The sequence below is a fragment of the Streptomyces sp. 11x1 genome, from assembly GCF_032598905.1.
GTDB lineage: Bacteria > Actinomycetota > Actinomycetes > Streptomycetales > Streptomycetaceae > Streptomyces.
On record NZ_CP122458.1, the window covers coordinates 1,527,671 to 1,553,700 of the forward strand.

General features: G+C 71.8%; 19 protein-coding genes and 1 pseudogene. 13 read left to right on the forward strand and 7 right to left on the reverse strand.

The features are described 5' to 3' along the window. The first annotated feature begins 5 nt into the window (after window positions 1-5). The 3 genes from pcaG to pcaD are packed head-to-tail and all read left to right on the forward strand — an operon-like array spanning window position 6 to window position 3,069. Window positions 6-611 (forward strand): protocatechuate 3,4-dioxygenase subunit alpha, encoded by a 606-nt coding sequence (gene pcaG / locus P8T65_RS06860; RefSeq protein ID WP_215454179.1) that lies wholly within the window; start codon window positions 6-8, stop codon window positions 609-611. After that, complete coding sequence (gene pcaB, locus P8T65_RS06865) at window positions 608-1,939, forward strand: 3-carboxy-cis,cis-muconate cycloisomerase (RefSeq protein WP_316724469.1); 1,332 nt, start codon at window positions 608-610, stop codon at window positions 1,937-1,939. Before pcaG ends, pcaB begins: the two co-directional genes overlap by 4 nt. After that, window positions 1,936-3,069 (forward strand): 3-oxoadipate enol-lactonase, encoded by a 1,134-nt coding sequence (pcaD, locus tag P8T65_RS06870; protein ID WP_316724470.1) that lies wholly within the window; start codon window positions 1,936-1,938, stop codon window positions 3,067-3,069. Before pcaB ends, pcaD begins: the two co-directional genes overlap by 4 nt. A gap of 104 nt (window positions 3,070-3,173) precedes the next feature. Here the strand turns inward: pcaD and P8T65_RS06875 are convergent, their stop codons facing one another. Beyond that, a complete protein-coding gene (locus tag P8T65_RS06875) occupies window positions 3,174-5,846 on the reverse strand; it encodes an AAA family ATPase (RefSeq protein WP_316724471.1) in 2,673 nt (890 codons plus the stop codon). A 243-nt stretch (window positions 5,847-6,089) separates the two neighbouring features. On the opposite strand from P8T65_RS06875, the gene P8T65_RS06880 reads away from it, so the two are divergent. From P8T65_RS06880 to P8T65_RS06890, 3 genes are all read left to right on the forward strand, one after another. Beyond that, a complete protein-coding gene (locus P8T65_RS06880) occupies window positions 6,090-7,397 on the forward strand; it encodes an MFS transporter (RefSeq protein WP_316724472.1) in 1,308 nt (435 codons plus the stop codon). 6 nt (window positions 7,398-7,403) lie between these two features. After that, entirely contained in the window at window positions 7,404-8,681 is a 1,278-nt protein-coding gene (locus tag P8T65_RS06885) for an anhydro-N-acetylmuramic acid kinase (protein ID WP_316724473.1), read from the forward strand. Between the two features lie 226 nt (window positions 8,682-8,907). Continuing rightward, entirely contained in the window at window positions 8,908-9,942 is a 1,035-nt protein-coding gene (locus P8T65_RS06890) for a DUF2510 domain-containing protein (RefSeq protein WP_316724474.1), read from the forward strand. Between the two features lie 163 nt (window positions 9,943-10,105). On the opposite strand, the gene P8T65_RS06895 is transcribed toward P8T65_RS06890, so the two are convergent. Continuing rightward, window positions 10,106-10,720, reverse strand: a complete 615-nt coding sequence (locus tag P8T65_RS06895) for a TetR/AcrR family transcriptional regulator (protein WP_316724475.1) — start codon at window positions 10,718-10,720, stop codon at window positions 10,106-10,108. A 230-nt stretch (window positions 10,721-10,950) separates the two neighbouring features. Here P8T65_RS06895 and P8T65_RS06900 point away from each other — a divergent pair, with 230 nt between their 5' ends. Both P8T65_RS06900 and P8T65_RS06905 read left to right on the forward strand, forming a co-directional pair. Beyond that, window positions 10,951-11,748, forward strand: a complete 798-nt coding sequence (locus P8T65_RS06900) for a phosphatase PAP2 family protein (RefSeq protein WP_316724476.1) — start codon at window positions 10,951-10,953, stop codon at window positions 11,746-11,748. Continuing rightward, on the forward strand, window positions 11,745-12,692 hold the full coding sequence (locus P8T65_RS06905; protein WP_316724477.1) for a hypothetical protein: 948 nt from the start codon (window positions 11,745-11,747) through the stop codon (window positions 12,690-12,692). The genes P8T65_RS06900 and P8T65_RS06905 overlap by 4 nt, the downstream gene beginning before the upstream one ends. A gap of 288 nt (window positions 12,693-12,980) precedes the next feature. Here the strand turns inward: P8T65_RS06905 and P8T65_RS06910 are convergent, their stop codons facing one another. Continuing rightward, window positions 12,981-15,026, reverse strand: a complete 2,046-nt coding sequence (locus tag P8T65_RS06910) for a phosphocholine-specific phospholipase C (protein ID WP_316724478.1) — start codon at window positions 15,024-15,026, stop codon at window positions 12,981-12,983. 524 nt (window positions 15,027-15,550) lie between these two features. Here P8T65_RS06910 and P8T65_RS06915 point away from each other — a divergent pair. The 3 genes from P8T65_RS06915 to P8T65_RS06925 all read left to right on the forward strand — a co-directional run bounded on the left by P8T65_RS06915 (window position 15,551) and on the right by P8T65_RS06925 (window position 18,696). Next, window positions 15,551-16,030: a MarR family transcriptional regulator gene (locus P8T65_RS06915; protein ID WP_316724479.1), complete on the forward strand. Its 480-nt coding sequence runs from the start codon at window positions 15,551-15,553 to the stop codon at window positions 16,028-16,030. A 134-nt stretch (window positions 16,031-16,164) separates the two neighbouring features. After that, window positions 16,165-17,790 (forward strand): MFS transporter, encoded by a 1,626-nt coding sequence (locus P8T65_RS06920; protein ID WP_316724480.1) that lies wholly within the window; start codon window positions 16,165-16,167, stop codon window positions 17,788-17,790. Window positions 17,791-18,060: 270 nt separating this feature from the next. After that, complete coding sequence (locus P8T65_RS06925; RefSeq protein WP_316724481.1) at window positions 18,061-18,696, forward strand: TetR family transcriptional regulator; 636 nt, start codon at window positions 18,061-18,063, stop codon at window positions 18,694-18,696. 490 nt (window positions 18,697-19,186) lie between these two features. Here P8T65_RS06925 and P8T65_RS06930 read toward each other — a convergent pair whose 3' ends face one another. Continuing rightward, window positions 19,187-19,414: a hypothetical protein gene (locus P8T65_RS06930; protein WP_316724482.1), complete on the reverse strand. Its 228-nt coding sequence runs from the start codon at window positions 19,412-19,414 to the stop codon at window positions 19,187-19,189. Window positions 19,415-19,458: 44 nt separating this feature from the next. Here P8T65_RS06930 and P8T65_RS06935 point away from each other — a divergent pair. Then, a pseudogene (locus P8T65_RS06935) lies at window positions 19,459-19,813 on the forward strand (hypothetical protein); the annotation flags it as partial. A 132-nt stretch (window positions 19,814-19,945) separates the two neighbouring features. On the opposite strand, the gene P8T65_RS06940 reads toward P8T65_RS06935, so the two are convergent. The 3 genes from P8T65_RS06940 to P8T65_RS06950 all read right to left on the reverse strand — a co-directional run bounded on the left by P8T65_RS06940 (window position 19,946) and on the right by P8T65_RS06950 (window position 25,233). Beyond that, complete coding sequence (locus tag P8T65_RS06940) at window positions 19,946-20,692, reverse strand: TetR/AcrR family transcriptional regulator (protein ID WP_316724484.1); 747 nt, start codon at window positions 20,690-20,692, stop codon at window positions 19,946-19,948. A 119-nt stretch (window positions 20,693-20,811) separates the two neighbouring features. Beyond that, the gene (locus P8T65_RS06945) at window positions 20,812-21,858 is read right to left on the reverse strand and encodes a zinc-binding dehydrogenase (protein WP_316724485.1); all 1,047 of its coding nucleotides are present in this window, start codon (window positions 21,856-21,858) and stop codon (window positions 20,812-20,814) included. Window positions 21,859-22,011: 153 nt separating this feature from the next. Beyond that, window positions 22,012-25,233, reverse strand: coding sequence for a cytochrome P450 (locus P8T65_RS06950; protein WP_316724486.1), 3,222 nt, complete (start codon window positions 25,231-25,233; stop codon window positions 22,012-22,014). 137 nt (window positions 25,234-25,370) lie between these two features. On the opposite strand from P8T65_RS06950, the gene P8T65_RS06955 reads away from it, so the two are divergent. Beyond that, window positions 25,371-26,024, forward strand: coding sequence for a TetR family transcriptional regulator (locus P8T65_RS06955; protein ID WP_316724487.1), 654 nt, complete (start codon window positions 25,371-25,373; stop codon window positions 26,022-26,024). The last annotated feature ends 6 nt before the right edge of the window (window positions 26,025-26,030 follow it).

Here is a 26,030-nt window from a genome sequence, read left to right on the forward strand (position 1 = left end):
CTGCCATGACGAAGATCGACACCAGTCGTCCGGAGACCGTCCTCCCGACCCCGTCGCACACGGTCGGGCCCTTCTACGGCCACGCCCTGCCCTTCCCCGGCGGCGACGACATCGCTCCCCTCGGCCACCCCGACACCATCTCCCTCCAGGGCCACATCCTGGACGGCGAGGGCAACCCGCTGCCGGACGCCTTCCTGGAGCTGTGGGGTCCCGACCCGGACGGCAACGTCCCCCGCGTCGACGGGTCCATGCGCCGCGACGCCGCGAGCGGTGGCTTCCTGGGCCGCAACGGTGTGGAGTTCACCGGCTGGGGCCGCGTCCAGGCCGACGCGAGCGGTCACTGGACCGCGCGTACGCTGCGGCCCGGCGCGCGCGGGCGGAACGCGCCCTACCTCAGCGTGTGCGTCTTCGCCCGGGGCCTGCTGGTCCACCTGTTCACCCGGATCTACCTGCCGGGCGACGACGCCGCACTGGCCGCGGACCCGCTGCTGTCCCGTGTGGACGAGGCGCGCCGGGGCACGCTGATCGCCGAGGACCGGGGCAACGGCACCTACCGTTTCGACATCCGCCTTCAGGGCGAAGGCGAAACGGTCTTCCTGGAGTTCCAGTGACTTCTGCTGACGCCGACACCGGTCTGCTCTCCCCCGGGTGGGCCGGTTCCCCGGCCGCGGCCGCGACGAGCGACACCGCCCATCTGCGGGCGCTGCTCGACGCCGAGGCCGCGCTGACCCGCGCCCAGGCCACGCTGGGGCTGGTCCCCGCCGCGGCCGGGCCCGCGGTGACCTCGGCGGCGGACGCCGCGACCCCGGACGTCCGCTCCCTCGCGGAACGCGCGCGCGGCGGCGGCAACCCGGTGATCCCACTGGTGGCGGACCTCACCGAGGCGGTCGGCCCCGAGTACGGTCCGTACGTGCACCGGGGTGCCACCAGCCAGGACATCATGGACACGGCGACGATGCTGGTCGCCGCGCGCACCCTCGACCTGGTCCTGGCCGACCTCGGCCGTACGGAGTCCGCGCTGGCCGCGCTCGCCGCCGCGCACCGGGACACGGCGATGCCGGGCCGCACCCTCACCCAGCACGCCGTGCCCACCACCTTCGGTCTGAAGGCGGCCGGCTGGCGCTCGCTGCTCCTGGACGCCCGGGACCGGCTCGCCGTCGTACGGGCGACACTGCCGGCCCAACTCGGGGGCGCGGCAGGTACCTTGGCGGCGTTCACGGTCTTCGGGGCGGCCGACACCCAGGCCCTGACCGCCGCCTACGCCCGTGAACTCGGCCTCCACGCACCCGAGTTGCCCTGGCACACCCTGCGCACCCCGATCGCGGACCTGGCCGGAGCTCTGGCGTTCACCGCCGGCGCCCTGGGCAAGCTCGCGGTGGACGTGCTCACCCTGGCCCGTACCGAGATCGCGGAGGTCGCCGAGGGCAGCGGGGGCGGTTCGTCGGCGATGCCGCACAAGGCGAACCCGGTACGGTCGACGCTCATCGCGGCGGCGGCCCGGCGGGCGCCCCACCTGGCGGCGACGCTGTACGGGGCGCTGGCGGCCGAGGACGAGCGGCCGGCCGGGGCGTGGCACGCGGAGTGGGAGCCGTTGCGCGAGCTGCTCCGGCTGGTCGGAGGCGCCGCCCGGGACGCGGTGGAGCTCACGCAGGGGCTCCGGGTGGACCCCGGCGCGATGCGCCGGCACCTGGACCTCACCCACGGGCTGATCGTCTCGGAGCGGCTGGCCGCCGCGCTGGCCCCGGTGCTGGGCAGGGCCCGCGCCAAGGAACTGCTGACCCGGACCGCCGAGCGCGTCTACGCGGAGGGGCGCTCGCTGGGTGAACTCCTCGCCGAGGAGCCGGAGTTGAAGGACCTCGACCTCACGGACCTCACGGATCCCACCCGTTACACCGGCTCCGCCGGATCCCTCACCGACCGTGCACTGGAGCGACGTTGACCGACAAGCTGCTCGACCACCGTGCGGAAGGCCCGACTTCCGCCCCTCCCCTGCTGCTCGGCCCCTCCCTCGGCACGTCCACCCGGCTCTGGGACAAGGTGGCGCCCGAGCTGTCGATCACGCACCGGGTGGTCCGCTGGGACCTGCCGGGGCACGGCGACTCCTCCGCCGGGCTGATCGGGCCGGGGGCGACGGTGGCCGACCTGGGTGCCCTGGTGCTGGGCCTGGCGGACGCGCTGGGTGTCGAACGGTTCGCGTACGCGGGGGTCTCCCTGGGCGGTGCGGTCGGTCTGTGGCTGGCGGCGCACCACCCGGAGCGGGTCTCCTCCCTGGCCGTGCTCTGTTCCTCGGCCCACTTCAACGGTGCCAAGCCGTGGCGGGAGCGGGCGGAGCTGGTGCGCCGGGAGGGGCGGCAGGGGCTGGCCGGGCTCGCGGAGACGGCCGACTCGCGGTGGTTCACGCCCGGGTTCACCGTGCCGGAGCTGGTGGAGGACCACCGCCGGGCCGATCCGGAGGCCTATGCCGCGTGCTGCGACGCGCTCGCCGCGTTCGACATCCGCGAGGAGCTGGCCGGGATCACCGCGCCCACACTCCTCGTCGCCGGCCGACAGGATCCGGCGACGCCGCCCGCGCATCTGCGGGAGATCGCGGACGCGGTGCCCGGGGCGACGCTCACCGAGATCGCGGGGGCGTCGCATCTCGCCCCGGCGGAGCGGCCGGAGGCCGTACTGGCCGCGCTGCGCGGGCACTTCGACGGGTACGCGCGGCGCGGGATGGAGGTGCGGCGCCAGGTGCTCGGCGATGCGCACGTGGACCGCGCCCAGTCCCGGCAGACCCCGTTCACGGCCCGGTTCCAGGACTTCATCTCCCGCTACGCGTGGGGCGAGATCTGGACCGATCCGACGCTGTCGCGCCGCGAACGCAGCATGATCACACTCACCGCGCTGATCGCCCACGGCCACTACGACGAACTGTCCATGCACATCCGCGCGGCCCGCCGAAACGGCCTCACCCCGGAGGACATCGCCGCCGTCCTCCTCCAGTCGGCGGTCTACTGCGGCGTCCCGGCGGCGAACTCGGCGTTCGCGGCGGCGCAGCGAGTGTTGGCGGAGGAGGAGGGGCAGGACTGACCGGGCCTCGGACGGGACTTCGCGTCGAGACGCCCGACCGCGGACGGGACCTCGTATCGCGGCGCCCGATCGCGGACGCCCGGCGTGGCCCCGGCCCCCACTCCCTACCCGAGCCGGGCGAGTTCCTCCCGTGCCTGCCTGGCCAGTCCGTCGGCACCGCAGGACTCGGCGAGCGTCAGCCCCCGGTTGAGTTCGGAGACCGAGCGGCCGGCGGTGCCGTACTCGACGCGGGCCGCGGCGTGCTCGTACGCGGAGGGCGAGGCCGCCAGGTACGTGACCGCCTGGGCGTAGAGCGAGACGGCCGTGCGGCCGGTGGCGAGGGACGCCTCGACGCGCAGGGCCTCGCCGATGGCGGTGGCCGTACCGAAGCGTTCGGCACGGCGGCGGACGCTCGCGGCGAGTTCGGCGGCACGGCGCGGGTCCTCGGTGGCGAGGGCCCGTGCGAGGGCACTGCCCCAGGTGGCGGAGACGGGGTTGCGGTGGCCCCGGGCCGCCGTCGCCTTCTCGGCGGCCTCCAGTTCGTTGATGCCCTCCTTGGTGCGCCCCATGGCGAGCAGCAGCCGCCCTCGTACGGAGCGCGGTTCGGGCAGCACGATGGTGGACGGGTACGGCGGCGCGAAGTTGTACTGCTCGGCGACCGCCCAGGCCTCCTCGACGTGGCCGCGCACGAGCAGCGTGTCGACGAGGTTGGCGGTCGTGGTCCAGTACAGGGGCAGTCCGCGGCCGACTCCCTCGGCGAGCACGAGCGACTGGCGCAGCGCGGCCTCGGCGTCCCTGAGCCGGCCCCGCATGCGGTGGCCGAGCCCGACGTAGGCGTGGGCCAGCGCGAGGTGGCCTCCGCTCCAGCCGGCGGACTCGTAGGTGCGCAGGGCTTCGGTGTACAGGCTCTCGGCCCGGTCGAGGCGGTCCGCGTAGGCGTACGCGGTGGCCAGCATCAGGAGCAGTTCGATGCCCCACTCGGTGTCGGTCCAGCCGAGTCCGGGCGCGAGGCGGCCGTTGACGAGGGCTCGGTCGCAGAACTCGACCACCTCCTCGGCGTTCTCGCCCCGTGTCATCGCGTCGAAGCCCCGGAGGATGAGCAGCGCGCGTTCGGAGTTGTCCCGGCCTGTGCAGGTCGCCGCGAGGTCGGCGAGTTCCTGGGAATGGGTCGGTGGGAGTTCCTCGCCGGCGTGGACGCCTTCCCACATGTAGCGCGCGGCCTGCAGCCGCATCCGGGAGGGTCCGGGGTCCAGCCGGCCGATCTCCGCGTCCAGCGTACGGACGGCCTCGTGCAACTGGTCGTTGTGGAGCAGCACCTGGGAGAGGCGGAAGACCGCGTCCACGCGCTCGGCGCTGTCGAGGCCCGGCGCGGCAAGTGCCGAGCGGAGGTATTCGATCGTGGTGGAGGGCGAGGTCAGGAGGGTGGCGCAGCCCAGTTCGTAGAGCACGCGGACCCGGACGTCCGGCTGCGGCGGCTCCTTCAGGGCGCGCTCCAGACAGCGGCGGGCGGCCTCGGGGGCTCCCACGGCCAGATGTTCCGCCGCCGCGGCACGCAACTGCTCGACCAGCTCGGCCTCGCCGTCCGGATGCACCTCGATGAGGTGGCGGGAGGCCGCGGCGGCGCCGCGCCCGGACTCGGTGACGGCCGTCGCGGCGACTCCGTGGAACGCGGTGCGGATGCCCGCGGGGATCGAGTCGTAGACGGCGGTGGCGATCAGCGGGTGGACGAACTCCAACTCCCCGGCGTTCGCCTGACGGTTGGCCGGATCCGGCGCGGTGAGGATGCGGGCCGCGGTCAGCAACTCGGCGCACTGCGCGGCCGAGGCCCGGGACAGGCTGGCGAGACGGGCCACGATGTCGACGGTGATCCCGGTGTGGAGGATGGCCGCGGCCCACGCGAACCGTGTGGCCTCGACCCCCAGTTCCTCCAGGCGGGCGACGAGGCCGGTGCCGCGCGCCGAGCGGTTCAGGGCGCGCAGTTCGCCGGCTGAGTCCTCGACCGGATCCAGTCCGCAGTCCTTCACCTTGGCGAGCAGTTCGACGGTGTTGTACGCGTTGCCACCGGTGACCGCCCACACCTCCCGGCAGAAGGGGTCGTCGGCGTGCCGGCCGAGCGTGGCGCGGGTGAGCCCCGCGGTGGCCTTCGGGGTGAGCGCCTGGAGTGTGGTGACGGGGCGTGCCTTGGCGGCGATCCGGCTGAGGTGGCGAGCGCGCTCGCCGGTGGCCTCGCCGGGCCGGCGGGCCACCACGACCAGGACGCACATCTCGGTCAGACGGTCGGCCAGGGTGGACAGCCAGTGCAACGTCTCCTGATCGGCCCAGTGGACGTCGTCGATCAGCAGGACGAGCGGCCAGGCGCGGCGCACGAGGCGGTTCACGGCGGCGACGAGGCCCGCGCACACGCCCTGCGGGTCCGCCTGGCCCTCGCCCGGCTCGGCCAGCCCGAGGGCGGGTCCGGCGATGTCGTACCAGTCGCCCAGATACTCGCGCGTCTCCTCCTCCATCAGGCCCATCAGTCCGGGCTGCAGCAACTGCCGTACGACGTGGAAGGGAACGGAGGTGACGGTCTCGCCGCCGCGTGCGTACCAGACGTGGCAGCCGCGCTCCTCGGCGATCCGGCGGGCCTCGGTGAGGAGAGCGGTCTTGCCGACGCCCGCCTCACCGGTGAAGACCAGCACACTGCCGGGGGACGCCTTGTCGACGCACAGTTCGTCGATCGCCTCCGTGACGGCGGTGATCTCCGCGTCGCGCTCCCACAGGGAAGCCGAGGCTGCCCCGTCGGGCCGAGCCTCCGTCATTCCGTTACCTCCCCGTGTCGTCCGCAACGATGCACAGGTCATTGAGCGTAGCCCTCTGGCAGCCGAAGTGGAGGCCGGTCGGGGTACCTATGGCCATGTCGGGTGACATCGGGCGGCCGGGTGGCGACGCATCCAGCCGCCCACCTCGCGCGTTGAAGGTGATGGACAGTCAACTTCCCGTGCTCGACGGCCGATTTTGCGGTTTTCGGTGGCGGGCCGTTCCCACTCCGCGAAGGAGACGGCATGACAGCGCCCGCCCCCGGCCCGGGGCCCCGTTCCGTGCGGGCCGGGGGGTCTCGCAGGGCCCTGTTCGCGGGGGCCGTGGGGAACTTCATCGAGTGGTACGAGTTCGGGGTGTACGGGTACTTCGCGACGATCATCGCCGCGCGCTTCTTCACACCGGAGGGCGGCGGCGAGGCCGAGGCGCTCGTGCGGACGTACGCCTCGTTCGCGCTGGCGTTCTTCTTCCGGCCGGTGGGCGCCGCCCTGTTCGGCAGGCTCGGTGACCGTGTCGGCCGCCGTCCGGTGCTGGTGCTGGTGATCGTCCTGATGACGGTCGCGACGACGCTGATCGGCGCGCTCCCCACGTACGACACCGTCGGCGCGGCCGCGCCCTGGCTGCTGACGCTGCTCCGGGTGCTCCAAGGGCTGTCGGCGGGCGGGGAGTTCGGCGGCGCGGTGTCGGTGCTGACGGAGTCCGCGCCGGCCGGCAGGAGGGGACTGTACGGGGCGTGGCAGTCGTTCACGGTGGCACTGGGGCTGCTCGGCGGGGCGGGGGCCGCCGCGTTCCTCGCCACCGTCCTCTCCCCCGCGGCACTGGAGTCGTGGGGATGGCGGCTGCCGTTCCTGGCCACCCTGCCGCTCGGCCTCGGCGCGCTGTGGCTGCGGTTGCGGCTGGACGAGACGCCGGCCTTCCGGCGGGAGAACGAGGAGGGAACGGCGCCGGTCCGGCCGCCGGTCCGCGAGACCGCCCGGGCCATCGCGCTCGGTGCCGGTCGCGTCATGAGCTGGGCGGCGGCCGGTTACACCTTCCTGGTCGTGCTGCCCTCCTACCTCCAGAACAGTCTGGATGCCACCTTCCGGCAGGCGCTGCTGGCCACTGTGCTCGCCAATCTCGGCTTCGCGGCCACGATCCTCCCGGCCGGCCGGCTCAGCGACCGGGTGGGCCGGCGGCCCGTCATGCTCACGGGCGCCCTGTCGGTGACCGTGCTGGCGCTGCCGCTGCTCAACCTCCTCCAGGCCCCCGGTACTTCGACCGTGGCGAAGGGGCTCGCCGTCTGCGCGGCGGGCGCGGTCGTCGGGCTGATGGCGGGGCCCGGTCCGGCCATGCTCTCCGAGATGTTCCCGACGAGCGTGCGCTACACCGGACTGGGACTCGCCTACGCCCTGTCCAATGCGGTGTTCTCGGGCTGCGCGGGCCTCATCATCACGGAGACGATCAAACGGACGGGCAGCGTGGACATCCCGGCGTACTACGCGGCGGCGACCTGCGCGGTGAGCGCGGTCGCGCTGCTGACGTTCCGTAAGCCGACTGCCGGACAAGGGAGTTGAGTGGCCATGCGGGTGATCGGACTGATGTCCGGGACGTCGTACGACGCCGTCGACGCCGCGGCGGCGGACCTCGACCTCGACGGCGACACGCTCACCCTCAGGCCGCTGGGGCGGATCAGTCAGGCGTACGACGACGATCTCCACGGCGCGTTGGCGCGGGCGCTGCCGCCGGCCGCCACCACCGTGGGCGAGGTGTGCCGGCTGGACACCCGCATCGGACAGGCGTTCGCGGCCGTGGCGGTCGAGGCCGACCGGCAACTCTGCGACACAAAGGCCGAGTTGATCGCCTCCCACGGGCAGACGGTCTACCACTGGGTCGCGCGATGCGGGGAGGGCGCGCGCGAGAGGGGCACTCTCGCGCGCAGGGCGGGGGCGGGGGCGGTGCCCGGGACCACCGTGCTCGGCACGCTGCAGCTCGGGCAACCCGCGTGGATCGCCGAAGCGACAGGGCTGCCCGTGGTCGCCGACTTCCGGGCCCGGGACATCGCCGCCGGCGGCCAGGGCGCGCCCCTGGTGAGCATGGTCGACCAGCTGTGGCTGCGTGGCCGCCCCGGCACCCCGGTCGCCCTGAACCTCGGCGGCATCGCCAACCTGACCGCGCCCGACGGCACCGCCTTCGACACCGGGCCCGCGAACGCGTTGCTCGACGCGGCCGTGCGGGACTCCACGGGCGGGCGGCTCCCGTACGACGTGGACGGTGCCCTGGCCGCTCGCGGCACCGTCCACCAGCCGCTGCTGCGACGCCTGCTCGGCGAGCCGTACTACGCGCTGCCCGCGCCGAAGACGACGGGCAAGGAGCTCTTCCACGCCGGTTATCTGCGCGCCGCGCTGACCGGGTTCGCGGAGCTGTCCCCGGCGGACGTCGCGGCCACCCTCACCCGGCTCAGCGCCCGGACGGTGGCCGACGCGACCCGCGCGGTGGGGGCCACGGAGGTGATCGCGTCGGGGGGAGGCACACGCAATCCGACGCTGATGCGGATGTTGGGCGTCGAGCTGGCGGGTGTACCGCTGCGGGTGTCGGACGAGTGGGGGCTCCCGGCGGACGCGAAGGAGGCGTACGCCTTCGCCGTGCTGGGCTTCCTGACCGTCCACGGAGTGCCGGGCACCGCGCCGCCGAGCACGGGGGCCCGCCACCCGAGCGTGCTGGGGTCGGTGACACCGGGCCGCCACGGCTTCCCCCGCCCGGGCGGCGACACCATGTCCGGCCACGGGCGGGCGCGGGGACGCTCTGCTCCGCCCCACACTCCTCGACGGCCGACGCGACTCGTCGTCGAGACAGACTGAGCCGCCTGAACGACCGCACAGCCGGGGCTACCGGGCCACCGGACTGCCGGGCCGCCGGGCCGCCGGACGACAGCCCTTGGACAGCCCACCGGTTGGCCGGACAGCCGGGCGTCCGGACCTCCGAACACCTTCGGGCGACCCCCGAACGCCCCCGGAACTGCGGCGGGCGCGCGTGAATATCCGCCCCTCTCATCCGGTTTTCACTCCGGCCTCATACGGTTGCCCCATGACGCAGGTGACTCCTCCCGGCTGGTACCCCGACCCCGGCCAGACAAGTGACGCGCCCGCCACCGAGCGCTGGTGGGACGGCAAGGCGTGGACGGACCAGATCCGCCCCGTCGGCTCGGCCGCGGGGTTCGGTCCGCCGGCCTACCCGCCAGGCACCGGACCCTACCCGCAGGGGCCCGGGGGCCACCCCGGGTACCCCGGCTACCCGGCCCCGGCTCCCACCCCCAGGCGCGGCCTGCGCACCGGGATAGCCGTGGCCGTGGCCGCCGCGGTGCTGGCCAGCATCGGCGTGGGCGTGTACGCGCTGACCAGCAACGACGGTGGTAGCGAAGGCAGTACGACGTCCCAGGGACGCGGTGGACAGAACGGCGGGCGGGGCGACGACGGCGGCCAGGGAGGACCAGGCGGCAACGGCGGCCAAGGCGGGCCCGGTGGCTCCGGCGGTTCCGGTGGTCAGACGCCGGCGCCGGGCGGGTCGGGGCAGCCGCCGCAGGAGGAGGGGTACGCCACCGACACGACCAGCGGCATCAGCATCCCCGTGCCCGAGGGCTGGGTCACCTCACCGTTGCAGGTCGGCGCGCAGGTGACGACCGAGGCGTCGTACGACTGCCCGGCCGACCCGACGAAGACGTGCACGCGCGGCGGCGCCTACTCGACCCCCGCCGAGCTGTTGAAGCTGAAGGCCACGACGGCCGAGGCGGCCGCCAAGGAGGACATCGCCCAGGCCGCCGAGGACGCCTACGGCACCGAGGGCTACGGCAAGATCACCTCGCACGAGGAGCTGGCCTCGAAGGCGGTGACCGTGGCCGGCGAGAAGGGCTACTACGTCCGCTGGAAGGTGATCACGGGCAAGGGTGACGACGGCTATGTCGAGTCGCTCGTCTTCCCCTCCCCCGCCGACTCCTCACGGCTCGTCGTCGTCCGCTTCGGCATCGACGTGAGCGACAAGGCACCCGAGCAGTCGGTCATCGACGAGATCACCAACGGCATCAAGAAGGCGTCGATCAGCGGGGGCAGCGGCCAGGACGTGTGAGCCACCGGCCTCAGCCCCGCCCCGGCGGAAAACAGTCGGCCGGGTGGGATTCCTCTCCGCTCCAGAGGAACCCCACCCGGCCGGGGATACGCGCCGCCCCCGTCCCCACGGTGCGGCGCGATCAGGTCGTCGTCCGGTCGGTTCACGGACGGCGGCCTGAGCCCTACACGAGGCCGAGCGTCGGGAGCACGGCCGCCTCCATGAACTTGATGATGTACGTCTCGTCCGCGTCCCGGCCCTCCAGCACCGGCCGGGCCCGCAGGACGCCGAAGATCTGCGCCGGGACGAACTCCAGCGCCGGGTGGTCGGCCGGGACCTCGCCTCGTGCCACCCCGCGGGCGATCATCGCCCGGAGCGCGTCGATCTCCGGCTCCACCAGCGCGTCGCGCAGAGCCGCCTTCAGCTCCTCGTCCTGCACGACCGCATGGCCGAGGGCTTGCAACAGCCGTCCCTCCAGAACGTAGCCCTCCCCGGCGTGCCGGGCCACCTCACGAAGGTCCCCGGCGAGGGTGCCGGTGTCGATGCCCGCGAAGCGGACACTGCGGCGCGCGCGCAGCGCGGCCGCCACGAACTGCGGTTTCGTCCGCCACTGCCGGTAGAGCGTCGACTTGCTGCAGCGGGTGCTGGCGGCGACGCCCTCCATGGTCACCGAGTCGTAACCGCACTCCCGGATCTGTTCGAGCACAGCGTCGAAGAGCTCCTGCTCGCGCTCGGGCGTGAGCTTGGAGCGGCGCGAGGCGACGGCCGTCTCCGGCCCGTCCGCTGCCTGCGACGTCATGACTCGTGTCTCCTTCGGTCGTCCCCATGCCGAAAGGCCTGTCGAAACGCCACTGTACCGGAACGCCTTCGTATCGGTACAGTGCCGTATCGATACCCACTCGTTTCGGTACAGCGGCGTATCGGTACACTCCCGTATCGGTACCAGCTCGTATCGGTACGACGTCGTATCGATCGTCTGTGCCTCCAAGGGAATCAGCGCCACCAGCGCCGTCAGTGAAAGGGCCGGGGATGGAATGCCGCACCGCGCCTGCGGAAGAGCCGGCCGCCGCGATACCACGGCCGCCCCTCGTCCGTGAGTTCCTGCTCGTCGCAGGGCTCTTCCTCGTCTACAAGTTCGGTCGGCTGCTGGCCAACGGGCACACCGCCGAGGCCTTCCGCAACGCCCACGACGTATGGGACTGGGAGCGCGCCCTGGGACTGCCGGGCGAGGGCTCCGTGCAGTCCGCGCTGCTGCACGGCGACCTCGTCCACGTCGCGAACGTCTACTACGCGACCGTCCACTTCCCCGCCACCGCGGCCTTCCTGGTCTGGCTGTACCTGCGGCGCCCCGGGCACTACGTCTGGGCCCGCCGGGTCCTCGCCGCGCTCACCGCCGCCGCGCTGCTGCTGCACCTCGCGTTCCCGCTGGCCCCGCCGCGGATGCTGGACGGCGCGCACCTCATCGACACCGGACAGGTGTACGGGCCGACGGTCTACTCGGCGACGCCGGCGACCGACTCGCTGGCGAATCAGTTCGCGGCGATGCCATCACTGCACTTCGGCTGGGCGCTGATGGTCGCGGTCGGCCTGATCGCCGCCACCCGCTCCCGCCTGCGCCGCCTGTGGCTGCTGCACCCGCTGGTGACCCTGGTGGTGATCGTCGGCACCGCGAACCACTACTGGCTCGACGCGATCGTCGCCGGTGTCCTGCTGGCCGCCGTCCTCGCCGTGATCCAGCTTCCGCAGCGCACGGCCACCACCGCCGGGCAGCGCTCCGGGGCCCTCGTCGCGGCCGAGGAGCCCGTCCTGGCCGGAGCGGGACGATGAACGCCACCCTCGTCGCCGTCGCCCTCTCCCTGGTCTCCGCCGTCGCGTACGCGGCCGCTGCCGTGGCCCAGGAGCGGCTCGCCGCGCGCAGCACCGACTCCGGCGTACGGCGGATGCTCGCCAGCGGCGCCTGGTGGAGTTCGGTCGCGCTGAACGCGGGCGCCGCGCTGCTGCACGTCGTCGCCCTCAAGTACGGCCCCCTCACGGTGGTGCAGCCGCTGGGCGCGCTCACGCTCGTGGCCGCGGTGCCGCTGGGCGCGCGGGTGGCCGGACGCCGGGTAACAGGGGCGGAGTGGCGGGGTACCGCGCTCACGCTGGCGGGTCTCGCCGCGATCCTGATCGTCGCGTCCGGGCCCGTCCCGGACGACGTGCTGAGTCTGCCGGAGGCGGTCGCCGTGGCAGGCGCGACCGTCGCCCTGGTCGGTCTGCTCTCCCGGCCCGGTGCCAGGCCCGGACTGCGCCACGCCGGTGCCTCCGGCATGGCCTCGGGTGTCGCCTCCGCACTCACCCAGACCGTCACGGTCGCCGCGACGGACCACTCGGGGTCCCTCCTCGACGTGGAGGTCGTCGGGGTGGCCCTGCTGGTCGCCACGTTCGCCGTGGGCGGGCTGCTGCTCTCCCAGACGGCGTACCGAGGGGGTCTGGGGGCGCCGCTCGCGGTCGTGACCCTGTCGAACCCGCTGGCCGCCGCGGTGATCGGCCTCTCCCTCCTCGGAGAGGGCCTGCGGGGCGGGGCGGCGGGGGCGCTGCTCGCGGTGGCGGGGGCCGTGGTGGCGGCACGGGGTGTGGTGCTGCTGACCCGGGTGACGGCTCCCACCCCGGTGGGCGAGGACCACCCGGTAGCGGCCGTCCTGGCCCTGGAGCCCCACCACGCCCCCACGGAACCGTCGTTGCTACCGCGTCGCCCGGGCTCCCCCTCACCCGGGCACCTCACCCCCCTCTGAGCAGGGGGGTGGGAGGCGCTCACCGGCGCTGACAGGGTGCCGCCCGCGCCCACCCGCCGCCCCAGCGGCACGATTGCCCGCGGCTGGGGAGGGCGGGAGCGGACGCGCCCCTGGGGCCGCGGCCTTCGGGGCCGCAGGCCCTCAGGGCCGCGGGCCCTCAGGGCCGCGGGGAACTGCGCGATCTGCCACGTACGACCGGTGGCCGCCCGATCACAGATCCCGCCGAGCCGGTAGGCGCTCCGAGTCACCGGCCCCCGACCGACCCGGCACCCCAGGTCACCCGGCGCCCTACTGCCGCCCCAGCGCCGGATCACTCACCCCGACACGCCCGTTCTCCACGTGTCCGGCGAACCTCCGGAGAAACCCCCCGTCGGCGGTGACCGTCAGGTCGTACCACCGTCGGCTGGAGCGCAGGTCGACGACCTCGCGGACGGTGGCCCCGGCCCGCACCCGGACCGTACGGGCCCGGCCGCCGTACGCGTTCGCGATCTTGAGGCTCACCGCGGTGGCCCTCTTGTTGGTGAAGGTCAGCTCCACGTCGTCGCCGACGTGCCGCGCGGTGACCTCGGGCCCACGAACCGTCCCCGGCTCCTCGAAGACCCGCAGGAAGCCATTCGGCCCGTGCACCGTGAGGTCGTACGACCCCCCGGAGGCCGCGGAGCTCCACGTGTCCGAGACGGACTTGCCCGCCTCGGTCGTGTACACCCACGGCCCGTCCGTACGGTTGCCGGACGTGACCAGGAACGCCGCCCCCGCCCTGCCGCCCGAGGCGAACGTGAGGGTGAGGGTCCCGGCCATCGGATCGGCCGAACCGTCCACCCGGGGCGCGTACTTCAGGGGCCGGGCGGGACGCAGTCCCCGTTCCTGCCGCGGCATGCTCGGGTCCGGCGGCACGGCGGGCCGGTAGTCGGGGTGCCGCTCCCGGTCCGGCGGCTCGTACGCGTCGGTGTCCGGCAGCGCGGCGGGCCGGCTGTCCTTGCGGGAGAAGTCGAACGCCGAGGTCAGGTCACCGCAGACGGCCCGCCGCCATGGCGAGATGTTGGGCTCGCGCACCCCGAACCGCCGCTCCATGAAACGCAGGATCGAGGTGTGGTCGAGGGTCTCCGAGCAGACGTAACCGCCCTTGCTCCAGGGGGAGACGACCAGCATCGGCACGCGCGGGCCGAGCCCGTACGGACCGGCGACATGGGTGGGGCTGCCCGCGAAGAGGTCCGGGCCGACCTCCACCGTCGACTTGCCGCGGGAGGCGTCGCGCGGCGGCAGTGGCGGCACGAGGTGGTCGAAGAAGCCGTCGTTCTCGTCGTACGTGATGAACAGCGCGGTCTTCGCCCAGACCGCCGGGTTGGAGGTGAGGGCGTCGAGGACCTGGGAGATGTACCAGGCGCCGTAGTTCGAGGGCCAGTTGGAGTGCTCGGAGAACGCCTCGGGCGCGGCGATCCAGGAGATCTGCGGGAGCTTCCCAGTCTTGACGTCGGCCCGCAGCCGGTCGAAGTAGCCGTCGCCGGCCTTGACGTTCGTGCCGGTCCGGGCCTTGTCGTACCAGGGGTCCCCGGGCTTGGCGCCCCGGTACTTGTTGAAGTAGAGCAGCGAGTTGTCGCCGTAGTTGCCCCGGTAGGCGTCGGCTATCCAGCCCCAGGAACCGGCCGCGTCCAGGCCGTCGCCGATGTCCTGGTAGATCTTCCAGGAGATCCCGGCCGCTTCGAGCCGTTCGGGGTAGGTCGTCCAGTCGTAGCCGACCTCGTCGTTGCCGAGGACGGGGCCGCCGCCCTTGCCGTCGTTGCCCGTGTGTCCCGTCCACATGTAGTAGCGGTTGGGGTCCGTGGAGCCGATGAACGAGCAGTGGTAGGCGTCGCAGACGGTGAACGTGTCGGCGAGAGCGTAGTGGAACGGGATGTCCTCACGGGTCAGGTACGCCATCGTCGTGGTGCCCTTGGCCGGTACCCACTTGTCGTACTTGCCACCGTTGTAGGCGGCGTGCCCGTCGGGCCAGCCGTGCGGCAGGCCCTCCAGGAACTGCATGCCGAGATCGTCGGCCTCGGGGTGGAACGGCAGCACGTCCCTCGTGCCGTCCGACTGGTGCCACACGCTCCTGCCGTTGTCCAGCGTCACCGGATGCGGGTCGCCGAAGCCGCGTACGCCTCTCAGCGAGCCGAAGTAGTGGTCGAAGGACCGGTTCTCCTGCATGAGGACGACGATGTGCTCGACGTCCTCGATGGTGCCGGAACGATGGTGCGCGGGCAGCGCCGCGGCCCGCTCGATACTGGCCGACAGTGCGCTGAACGCCGTAGTGGCGCCCGCGACCTGGAGGAATCGCCGCCGGTTGACTTCAGGCATGGGTGGATGACCTCTTGTCCTGACGTGGTGCGTCGGATGTGACCTGCGCGCTGGAGGTGCTTCGAGTGTCCCGGGGCATGGTCCAAGAGGAACGAACGGCGGGGAAGGGGCCGTGGCGCGGGTGTGACGCGGCGGGGGCCGCCTCGCGAACAGCGTCGGGCGGGTGCGTCACGGCCGGGCAAAGCGGTTCTTCCGTACGGCGAAGGCGGCAGTGCCCGGGGTCGTGCGCGGCCGGGTATGTGGTGGCACGCGGGGTGACGTGGCTCCGCTCACAGGGTTCTCACTGTTCTGACCTGCCAGGACGGGTTGCGGAGGCGATCGGAGGCAGTCAGAGGAGACCGCTCTGATTCCAGCGTGCACCTCATTCTGCTCGGCGGCCTCACCGGCCGTTACGCCACCGGCAGTTGCAGCAGGCTTGCCGCCGACGGCGGGACGGTGGCCATGCGCGCAGACGGGCAGAGTCCGCCAGCACGCGCTCAATCAGTATATTGACATAGGTTTCTCATCGTAGGTAACTTGCCGGCGTGACCGGAATCAGTGAGGCCCGGAGGAGCCAGGGCGTCGACGAGGTGGCCGCGGGCCTCGTGGCGTGCCTCCCCGCGCTGAACCGGCTCCTCAAGCAGAGCATCGACCAGCAGTTGCCCTATCCCAAGCTGCCCGAGCGGCAGTTGGCCCTGCTTCAGTACGTCGCCGAGCACGACGGCGCCACCGTCCACAAGGCCGCCGAGGCGCTGCGGATGGTGCCGAACAACGTCAGCGCCCTGGTCACCCGCCTCACGAAAGCGGGCCTGCTGGAGCGGCATCAGGACGACACCGACAAGCGCGTGGCACACCTGCGCGTCACCGCCGTGGCGCGTCAGCGCATCGACGAGGTGGAGAACTTCGCGGCAGCGCAGCTCGCGTCCGCGCTGCGGACCCTCACCGACGGCGACCGCGGCGCCCTCGGCTCGGCGCTCGGCGCACTCGAGGCGCTCACCCGGCGCCTGCGTGACCACTCCGCCTGACTGGTCCAACTCCCCGCGCTCTTGTTGCCCTTGCCGTTTGCTGCGGCAGGGCCGGCTGTGCTGGTTCCGCACACAGCTCCTCACATAGTCCACGCGCCCCAGCCGCGCGCCAACGTCTCAAGGACGTCTCACACGTGTCAGTCACCGCTGCGACCACAGCGCTCGGTTCCGTACCCGACCCCCGGCCCCGCGGTCCGCGGGCCAACCCGTGGCTGACGCTGGTCGCCGTCGCGCTCGGCCTGTTCATGGTCGGCCTCGACGGCTCCGTCGTCTCCGTCGCCAATGCCGAGATCGCCCGCGACCTGAACGCCACCACCGCCGAACTGCAGTGGGTCACCAACTCCTACCTGCTCGCCCTCGCCGCCGCCCTCATCCTCGGCGGCAAGCTCGGCGACCGCTTGGGACGCCGCACCGTCTACCTCGTCGGCGTCGTCGGGTTCACCGTCGCGTCCGTCGCGATCGGCCTCGCCGGCTCGATCGAGGGCGTCATCGCCTTCCGCGCCGTGCAGGGCGCCTTCGGCGCGATGCTCATGCCCAACACCCTCGCCTTGCTGCGTGCCGTGTTCCCGCCGAAGAAGTTCGGCATGGCGGTCGGCATCTGGGCGATGGTCTCGTCCGTCTCCACCGCGCTCGGCCCGATCGTCGGCGGACTGCTCGTCGAGCACGTCAACTGGGAGTCCGTCTTCTACATCAACGCCCCCATCGGCGTCATCGCCCTCCTCTTCGGCCTGCTGGTCCTGCCGCAGTCCAGGAACGAGGCGGCCGCGAGCGAGAAGTTCGACGTGTCCGGCGTCATGCTGCTCGCCCTCGGACTGCTCGCCGTCGTCTTCGGCGTCGTCAAGGGCGAGACGTGGGGCTGGACTTCGGTCGGCACCCTCGGCTCGATCGCCGGGGGCGTCGTCGTCCTGGTCCTCTTCGGCCGGCACGAGACCCGCGTCGCGCACCCGCTCCTTCCCTTGCGCCTGTTCCGCAACCCGGCCCTGACCATCGGTACGGTCGTCACCGCGCTGATCTTCTTCATCCTGCTCGGCGTGATCTTCTTCGTGATGCTGTACCTGCAGAACGTACGCGGCTTCACGCCCGTCGAGTCCGGTGTGCGCACCCTGCCGCTCAGCCTCGCCTCCATGGTGGCCTCGCCCCTCGGCGCGAAGCTCACCGAGAGGTTCGGCCCACGCCTGACCATGCCCCTGGGAATGGTGCTGCAGGCCGGCGCCGCGTTCACGATGCTCACCTGGAGCGCCGACTCCTCGTACCAGGCCCTGTGGCCGCCCTTCGTCGCGCTCGGCCTCGGCGTCGGCATGGCGATGTCCGCGTCCTCCGACGCGATCGTCGGCAACGCCCCCGTCCAGGACGCGGGCGTCGCGGGTGGCCTGCAGGCCACCTCGCTCCAGTTCGGCGGCGCACTCGGCACATCGGTGCTGATCTCCCTGATCAGCAGCCGCGTCGGCTCCACGCTCGGCGACTCCCTGAACGACGCGGGGGTGCCGCACTCGGCCATCGCTCGCTTCGAAGAGGCGAAGGACGCGGTTGCCATGGGCGTCGCCCCGGTCTCCGAGGCGATGCCGGCCCAGCTCAGGGCCGCCGTGACGGACGGCAGTCACACCGCCTTCATGAACGGCGTCCACACCGCCGTCCTCATCACCGGCGTTCTCGCCCTCGTCGGCGCCGCCCTCGGGGCGCTGGGCCTGCGTGGGCGCACCGACGAGAGCAGAGCGACAGCGCCGAGCCCGGTCGCCGCCTCGACCGGCACCGATCACTGACGCACCGCCCACCCCGACCGGGGACCGCCTGGCGCCCGACCCCAGGTGCGTGGCCAGCGTGGGCTGGTCGGCCGGCACGCTGCCGCGGTCGCAACGGATCCGTCTGACATCGGCCCCATGTGCGCGGGGTTTGGACATGGCGCCCCTTGGCGGCATCGCCGCCTTGGGGAAATCATCAAGGCGGACAGCGTCACCGCCAAGAACCTGCCGACAGAAATGATGATCCCATCAGAGCTGCTGTCGTCATCGCCCCGAGGTTAGACTCTGTGCATGCCTACGTCAGCCCCGCCCAGCAACCGGTTCGAGCGGCGCCGCGCCGAGACCCGTCGCGCGCTCATTCGCGCCGCCCGGCAGATACTCGCCGAAACCGGGGACACCAGCGCCAGCATCCAGGTGATCGCCGAGTGCGCCGACGTCGGTTTCGGCTCCTTCTACAACCACTTCGAGTCCAAGACGGAGCTGTTCGAGGCAGCGGTGGTGGACGCCTTGGAGGAGTTCGGCCAGGCCTTCGACGAGCGCCTCGCGGGGATCGATGATCCCGCGGAACTCGTCGCGGCAGGCTTCCGGCTCAGCGCCCGCATGGCCGAGTCCCACCCGGAGTTGATGCAGGTCCTGCGCCGCCGCGGCATGGGCCATATCCACTCGGACAACGGCCTGGCCCGACGGGCACTGCGCGACCTCGAGGCCGGCCTCGCCTCCGGCCGATTCACCCCCGTCGACCCGGCGGTCGCCCTGTCCGCCCTGGGCGGAACGCTGCTCTCCCTGGTGGAGCTGAGATTCGCCCGCCCCGACCTGGACGGCGACGAGGCCGCGGCGAACGTCGCCGAGATGGTCCTGCGCATGCTGGGCGTCACACCGGCCGAAGCCCACGAGGTCGCCCGGCGCCCCCTGCCCGCCCCTGCCTGACCGGCCACTCCTGCGCGGTGAGCGATGAGCTCGGCCGGAAGGTGGCCGAGCGGCCGACGAAGTCGGCGCCGATCGCGTCCCGCCGGGGAACGACGGCGCGTGGGTGCGGCCCCTCGAATCGAGGACGTTCCGCAGCGGGAGGGTTTGCCAAGGAGTGATCCACCCTGTTCAGCAGCGCCTTCAGTGAAGGGAGCGGCTCGCCCTGGGCACTGCGGACGTCCGTGAAGGCGATGCGGTTTGCGGCCGCCCGCGAGACGGCGCGGCACGCCGGCCGACGTCAGTCTGCAAGGTGCCGAAGCCAACGATCTCCGGTCTACGTCGCGATCGGCCTGATCGTGGTGGCCGAACTCGGCGGACTGTCCGTCAGGTCCCGTGACTCGCAGGCCCGCCCGGTACAGGGAGGCGGGCCAGGCCACCTGACCCGGCTCGCACCGGAGCGTCCCGCTGTGTCACCGCCGGGCCGGTTCGCGCCTCGTGCGCCCCTGCCGTGTCAGGGGCGCACGGCGAAGTACCGGGCGATGCCCGCGATCCCCTCGCTCACGGCTCGCTCGACGATGGGCGCCAGGGCCTCGGGAAGGATCTCCTGGCTGTAGACCACGCGGGAGCCGTCCGCGTCAGGGAGCACGTCGATGGTGCCCAGGTGGAAGTCGATGGGCTGGGGCATGCCCTCGACGAACCGGTTCTGGAAGCGGCGCAGTGTGTCGTCCTTCGTCACCACGTGGGACTTCAGCGTGCCCTCGGCCGTGGTCAGGTGGCGGCAGGACGAAGCCGATCCCCTCGATCGTGGCCATGCTCGCCCGAGACCCTCGTGCACGGCGAGGACATCCGCCGGCCGCTCGGCATCGAACGCGACTACCCCATTGGCACGTTGACCACCCTGGCCGACCACCACCAGCGCACCGATCTGCCCCTCTTCACCAAGTCCCGCATCCGCGGCCTGCGCCTGACCGCCACCGACAGCCCCTTCGCCACCGGCCAGGGGCCACGCGTGTCCAGCACGACCTTGGCCTTGATCATGGCGATGGCCGGTTGTGCGTTCTACTTCGATGCGCTCGACGGAGACGGCGTTGCCCTCCTTCGCGAGCGCCAGGCACACCACGGGCATGACGCCCCGTAACACCGTGTGAAGCTCAATGCCGCCGGTCCCGCTCGGGGCGGCGGCACCCTGATCCGATGGTCCGGCAGCGCAGGGTGAAGCGGCTGGCCGGCCGCGGGATGCTCGGCGTGCCCTTGGAGGACGCACACGAGGTCACCCGGCGCTCTCTGCCTGCCCTGGCCCGAACAAAGAGGCGTCCGTGCCGGTTTCCGTGCCGCCGGCAACGTCCAGGTCATGCGGACCCGAAGGTCCCTGCCGGGACTCGTGCAGAACGTCCCGAGCGCAGAGCGCAGCCAATTGTGGTGCTACGCCCGCGGCGACGAGGAACGCGGTCGCCGCAGCCTCGCCCGTGGGATCCGTCCAGGTGGACACGGAGTGCTCCTCGGCCAGGGCCAGCATCAGTGCTTCCAGCGCCTGGGCGAGGACATGAGCTGGGATGTGGTGTGCGAACACGCCCTCGCGCTGACCACGTCGTATGGTCGCGATGGCCTCTTCGCGGGCCGGTGCCAGGGTGGTGCGGATCGTCTCGTGCCCCAGATGGTGGCGCCCCAAGGAGACGAGCATGCGGTACTGGTCGCCCACCGCCCATGCCGCCAGAACCATCCGCGCCATCGCCTCCCGCGGGTCGGCATCCGGGATACGGCTTGCTGCGAACGCCTGGCGGACCGCTTGGGCTGCTTCGAGCGTCAGGTCGGCGATCAGCACTTGCCGGTTGGAGAAGTGTCCGTAGAAGGTGCGCCGCGCGACGCCGGCTGCCAGAGCGATGCTGTCCAGGCTCGCGTCGGGGTCGTCGCGCAGCTTCTGCCGAGCGGTGGCGAGAATGCGTCTGCGGTTCGAACGGGCATCACTGCGCTGCCGGGTGTCACTGCGCTGCGTAGTGGGGCCCAGGGTGTCGGTCATCTGTATGACTCCATCTCCACGGATTCCGGCTACGGCACATCCGTGGGCGCCAGTGCTCCCTCCAGCACCGGCGCCCACTCACCCCTGCCCGAGGTGGCTTGATGTCCTGGTGATCGGTGTCAGGGGACGAGGATGAGGCGGATCGGGTCGCCGATCTTGTTCTCCAGGCGGTTGACGGCGTCGGCGGCGTCGACGAGCGGGATGTGGTCGGTGATGGAGGGGGCCAGGTCGAGGCGGCCGGCCGCGGTCAACTGCACCAGCTCGGAGACGGACTCAGGGAATCCGCCATAGTGGCCGCGCACCTGCTTCTGCAGATAGTTGAAGGTCAGGCCCTCGGTGATGGTCAGTGGCCGGGGTGTGATGCCCACCAGGATCAGCGAGCCGCCCAGGCCGAGCACGGAGGCGGCCTGGGCGCGGACGGCGGGGACGCCGGCGCAGTCGAAGGCGAAGTCGAGGCCGCGTCCGCCAGTGGCTGCGCGGACTTGGTCGGCGAAGTCGGGGGTGGCCGGGTCGAGCGCGAGGTCCGCGCCGAAGGCCAGGGCGCGCTCGCGGGCGCTGGGCAGCGGGTCGACGGCGATGATCGGGGCGGCGCCGACCAGGCGGGCGAGGCGTACGTTGTGCGCGCCGACTCCACCCACGCCCCAGACGCCGACGGACTGGGCGGCGCGGACGCCCGCGGTCGCGACGACTGCGGCGTAGGGGGTGGAGACCGCGTCGGGGATGATCGCGGCCTGGTCGAAGGGGAGGCTGTCAGGGATGGGTACGAGGGTGTCCTCGCGGGCGATGACGTACTCGGCCCAGCCGCCGTCGTAGTCGATGCCGGCGGTGAGCATCTGGGTGCAGGGGCGGTGGCGCACGCAGCCGGCGCACCGGCCGCAGGTCTTGCCGGCTTCCAGGGTGACGCGGGTGCCAACGGTCAGGCCGCGCTTGAGGTCGGGGCCGAGAGTGTGGATCATGCCGGAGACCTCGTGGCCGACGGTGACCGTGTCGGAGGTGGCGAACAGCGGGACGAGGGAGCCGTCGAGCAGGTGGACGTCGGAGAGGCAGACGCCGGCGGCCTTGACCTCGATGAGGACCTCGCCCGGGCCCGGCACGGGAATGGGAACCTCTTCCACGGCGAACTTCTTGCTGTCCAGGTGGAAGCGTCCGGCGAGCATGGTGTCCATAGTGATCTGCTTTCTGTGAGCGGCACCGCCCGGCGGTTCGGGACATGGGGTGCCATGAGGTGTCTGACCGGCTGATGCGGCCGGGAGGCGTACGGCGGGCAGCGGGGGGTGCCGCACGCCTCCCGGCGGCCGGAGGCACACGCCGTGCGGCGGTCAGGCGAAGACGTCCTGCTGGTAGCGCTCGTCCGCCTCCAGCTGGGCGAGCCACTGCTGGGCCCTCTCGTCGTCGCTGCCGGTCTTTTGGCGGTGGATGACGGCGAGTGCCTCGCGGACGGCGGGGGCCATGCGCCGGCCGTCACCGCAGACGTAGACGTACGCGCCGTCCTCGATGGCCTGCCACACCGTGTCGGCCGCCTGGGCGATGGCGTTCTGCACGAACCGGGCCGGGTGGCCGCTCACCGCGGAGAAGGCGGTGTGGACCCGGGCGATGCCGGACAGCTCCCACGTCTCCATCTCGTCCCGGTAGAAGTAGTCGTGGTCCGGGTGGCGGCAGCCGACGAAGACCTGGGACAGGCCCACCTCCGTGCCGTTCTCGTACTGCCGGGCGCGCTCCTCCAGGAAGCCGCGCAGCGGTGCGATGCCGGTGCCGGGGCCGATGAGGACGAGCGGTGTCGTGGGGTCGGCGGGCGGGGCGAAGGTCGGGGAGGGCACGCGGACGTAGCCGTAGACGACGTCTCCGGGCTCCAACCGCGCCATGTAGGAGGAGCAGGTGCCGCGGTACTGGCCGTCGCCGGACAGGGCCGGGCCTTCCAGCAGGCCGACAGTCAGGCGTACCTGGCGCGGCTTGGCCAGCGGGGAGGAGGAGATGGAGTAGAAGCGCGGACGGATCGGGCCCATCATCTCCAGGTAGACCGCGAGCGGGAGTTCGACGGCGGGGAAGCGCTCCAGCAGGGTGAGCACGGAGACGCGCTTGTCGAGGATCTCCTTCTGGTACCGCTCTCCGGCTTCCTCGGTGTCGGCCGTGTACGCTTCCAACTGCGGCCTGGTCCAGGGGCACTCGGTGTACTCGGCCAGGGTCTGTATCTGGGAGAGGGTGGCCAGGTCCTGCAGTTCCAGGAACTCGGTGAGCAGCAGACCTGCGGTGACGGGCGTGCCCACCGGCAGGTGAGTCCGGCCTCCTGCGGGCTGCTCCAGCCGGAGCACCTGGTCGCGGTCGACGCCAAGCCGTGCGAGGGCGCGGTCGACCAGCGCGGGCTCGCTCTTGGCGAAGACGGCCAGGTGGTTGCCGGTGTCGTAGGTGACGCCCTCGGGCAGCTCGATGGTGATCGACTTCGCGGACGGGCGCGGCGGCTCGATGCTGAAGTCCCACAGCCCGGTCGCGTCGGACACGAGCTCCTCGTTGGCCACCACCGTCAGCGGGTAAGCCTGCTCGGAGACGATCGCAGGCCGTACGTCCGCCTCGGTCAGCAACTGCACTTCATAGCGCGGGCCGCTGGCCTCGGAGGTGTCGGCGGCGTACTCCTCGGCCAGGGTGGCCCACAGGCCGTCCATCCAGCGACTGGCCATGCCGTCGAAGTCCCCGGCGGCGTCCGCTATGCCGCGCTCGACGAGCGGCGTGGCACCGGCGGCCAGCAGTGCGGCTTCGATCCGCTTGGGGAACGCCTGGTAGGTCGCAACCCACTGGGTGTTGCCAGCCCCGAGCAGCGCGAATCGCACCCTGGACAGCGAGCCTTCGGGCAGTCCGGCGGCGATCAGCTCGTCGAAGCACTGGGCGTTGTCGGGCGCCTTGCCGTTGTAGCTGGCGGCGACGACGACCAGCAGCCCATCGGTGGGCAGGTTGTCGCCCAGCTCGTCCAGGCTCGTCAGCGTGGTGCCGAACCCTGAGCGCTCGCCGCGGTCGGCGATCGTGCGTGCCAGGTCCTCGCACGAGCCCAGGCTGGAGCCGTATGCGACGGTGAGATTCACGCCGACGCCGCTGACCACGGCCTGCTGCCGCTCGTTGTCGCTCCGGACGTCGGCGGCACCGAAGACGGTCCGCTCATGGTCCTGGCGGGTGCGTATGACGAGTTCGAAGTCGCCGGGCTTGCGGGTCAGCGCTTCCCGGACGTCCATCTTGTAGTCGTTCGGGTCGGCGAACTTGAACTTCTGCAACACCAGCGCCAGGGCCAGGCGGGCCTCGGTGAGCGCGAACTGCCGGCCGATGCAGGCGCGCACGCCGTTGCCGAACGGCTTGTAGGCGTGCGGGTGCTGCTGCACGCGGTTCTCCGGCAGCCACCGGTCGATGTCGAATTCCTCCGGCCGCTCCCATGCCTTTGGGTGGGTGTGCAGGGGGCCTTCGAGGATGAGGACCTTCGTGCCCTTCTTCAGCTCGTAGCAGCCACCGATGACCGTGTCCTCCCGCGCCGTCTTGCCGAACAGCGGGATGGGAGCCCACAGGCGCAGGGTCTCCTCCAGGATCCGCGGGATCACGTCCAGCTGCATGATCGTGTCGTAGTCCGGGACGGTGTCGCCGGGCAGCAGGCGGTCCACCTCGGCGTAGGCCTGGGCCAGCACATGCGGGTTACGCATCAGCGAGTACGTGGCGAAGGACAGCAGGCCGCTGGTGGTCTCGTGGCCAGCGATCAGGAACGTCACCACCTGGTCGCGGACGTTGTCATCGGTCAGCTGCTTGCCGGTCTCCGGGTCGGTCGCCTCCAGCATCAGGCCCAGCAGGTCCTCCTCGCCGCTGCCCTTCCCCTGGCGGCGCTCCTTGATCACACTGTCGACCAGGTCCCGCATCAGCTGGATGTTCTCGCCGTACGTCTTGGCGTCGGCCTTGCGCATCTTGGTCATCACCGGCAGTTCCTGGGAGCGCCGCAGCGACTCCACCAGCGCGCCCAGCAGTGCGTTGAGGAAGGGGTGCAGCTCCTCCTCGTCGAAAGAGTCGAACCGGTAGCCGAACCCCGTCAGGGCGATGGTGTCCAAGGTCAGCCGGGTGTAGTCGTCGGTAATGTTGACCGGCTGCCCCTTCCTGCCCTCCCACTTGCCCGCCAGGTTCTGCGCGATCTCCAGCATCTGCCCGTAGTAAGCCTTCATGGCGCGCTGGCTGAAGGCCGGCAGGAGGATCCGGTGGGCCATTCCCCATTCCTCTTCGTGCTGATGCGCCGTGAACAGGCCCGCGCCCGTGAAGTCCCGGACATGGTTCAGCGGCGTCTTCTCGATCTGCTTGAAGAACCGCGTCTCGTCGCAGACCTCGGCCACCAGGTCCGGGTCAGTGACGAAGACCTGCTCGATGCCGGCGATGTCCAGGCTGAAGATGCCCTCGGGGAACTGCTTGGACAGCTCGGCGAAGTAGGCGAACGGGTTGGTGCCGGGGACCTGCGTGGTGTGGCCGAGGAGGGGGATCCCGCGCGGGGACGGGATGGGACGCAGATCGGTCACGGGTTGCGTGGCCATGGCTTGCTCCTTTGTGCGGAGAAAAGTAGGGCGACGGGCAAGGGCTCTGTGGCATGCCTGGGACGCCGCTGATGGACAGCGAGACCCCCGATTTCCATACACTGTATGGAACTGCCTACAGTGGTACCATACGACGTATGGAAACTCAAAAGAAGGCACCCCGGGGGACGAGGAAGAGGGACGTACCGCTCACCAAAGACGGCATCTGCGCCAAGGCCCTGGAACTCATCGACGCCGACGGGGTCGAGGCGCTGACCATGCGCAAACTTGCGGCGGCGCTGGACGCGAACCCCATGTCGCTGTACCACCACGTGCCGAACAAGGACGCCGTACTGCGCGGCGTGACCGAACGCGTCGGCTCACAGTTCCGCACACCGGAACGGGAAGATGCCCCCTGGCAGGACCGGCTGCGTCAACTGGCGCTGGACTTCCGGGCGCTGGCGCACCGTCACCCCAAGCTGATGGGGTACTCCTTCGGGCGCGCCGACTTCGTCCAGCCGGACGACCCGTTCTGGCGTGGACTCACGGACACCCTTGCCACCTCGGAGCTGTCCGCTGAGGAGGTCCCGCGCGTCGCCGCCACCCTGCGCGCCGTGTTCACGGGTCTGCTGGTCAGCGAACTGACGGGAGCGCTGCAGCGGTGGAGCACCTTTGCCGGGACGTCGGGCCCCGACAGGATCGAGGCCCCTGCACCCTCGAGCGACGTGATTGACACGATGTTCAACTGCGCGCTGGACGCCGCGATCGCCGGCGTGGAGAACCACCCCGCGCGCACCCGCGAGACGGGGTGACGGGCG

What these genes read in the sequence shown, in the direction of transcription:
- P8T65_RS06900 (WP_316724476.1), top strand. Translation starts at nt 10,951, where the DNA reads ATGGAATGCCGCACCGCGCCTGCGGAAGAGCCGGCCGCCGCGATACCA.
- P8T65_RS06945 (WP_316724485.1), bottom strand. Translation starts at nt 21,858, where the DNA reads ATGGACACCATGCTCGCCGGACGCTTCCACCTGGACAGCAAGAAGTTC.
- pcaG (WP_215454179.1), top strand. Translation starts at nt 6, where the DNA reads ATGACGAAGATCGACACCAGTCGTCCGGAGACCGTCCTCCCGACCCCG.
- P8T65_RS06955 (WP_316724487.1), top strand. Translation starts at nt 25,371, where the DNA reads ATGGAAACTCAAAAGAAGGCACCCCGGGGGACGAGGAAGAGGGACGTA.
- P8T65_RS06885 (WP_316724473.1), top strand. Translation starts at nt 7,404, where the DNA reads ATGCGGGTGATCGGACTGATGTCCGGGACGTCGTACGACGCCGTCGAC.
- P8T65_RS06890 (WP_316724474.1), top strand. Translation starts at nt 8,908, where the DNA reads ATGACGCAGGTGACTCCTCCCGGCTGGTACCCCGACCCCGGCCAGACA.
- P8T65_RS06940 (WP_316724484.1), bottom strand. Translation starts at nt 20,692, where the DNA reads ATGACCGACACCCTGGGCCCCACTACGCAGCGCAGTGACACCCGGCAG.
- P8T65_RS06880 (WP_316724472.1), top strand. Translation starts at nt 6,090, where the DNA reads ATGACAGCGCCCGCCCCCGGCCCGGGGCCCCGTTCCGTGCGGGCCGGG.
- P8T65_RS06875 (WP_316724471.1), bottom strand. Translation starts at nt 5,846, where the DNA reads ATGACGGAGGCTCGGCCCGACGGGGCAGCCTCGGCTTCCCTGTGGGAG.
- P8T65_RS06905 (WP_316724477.1), top strand. Translation starts at nt 11,745, where the DNA reads ATGAACGCCACCCTCGTCGCCGTCGCCCTCTCCCTGGTCTCCGCCGTC.
- P8T65_RS06950 (WP_316724486.1), bottom strand. Translation starts at nt 25,233, where the DNA reads ATGGCCACGCAACCCGTGACCGATCTGCGTCCCATCCCGTCCCCGCGC.
- P8T65_RS06895 (WP_316724475.1), bottom strand. Translation starts at nt 10,720, where the DNA reads ATGACGTCGCAGGCAGCGGACGGGCCGGAGACGGCCGTCGCCTCGCGC.
- P8T65_RS06925 (WP_316724481.1), top strand. Translation starts at nt 18,061, where the DNA reads ATGCCTACGTCAGCCCCGCCCAGCAACCGGTTCGAGCGGCGCCGCGCC.
- P8T65_RS06910 (WP_316724478.1), bottom strand. Translation starts at nt 15,026, where the DNA reads ATGCCTGAAGTCAACCGGCGGCGATTCCTCCAGGTCGCGGGCGCCACT.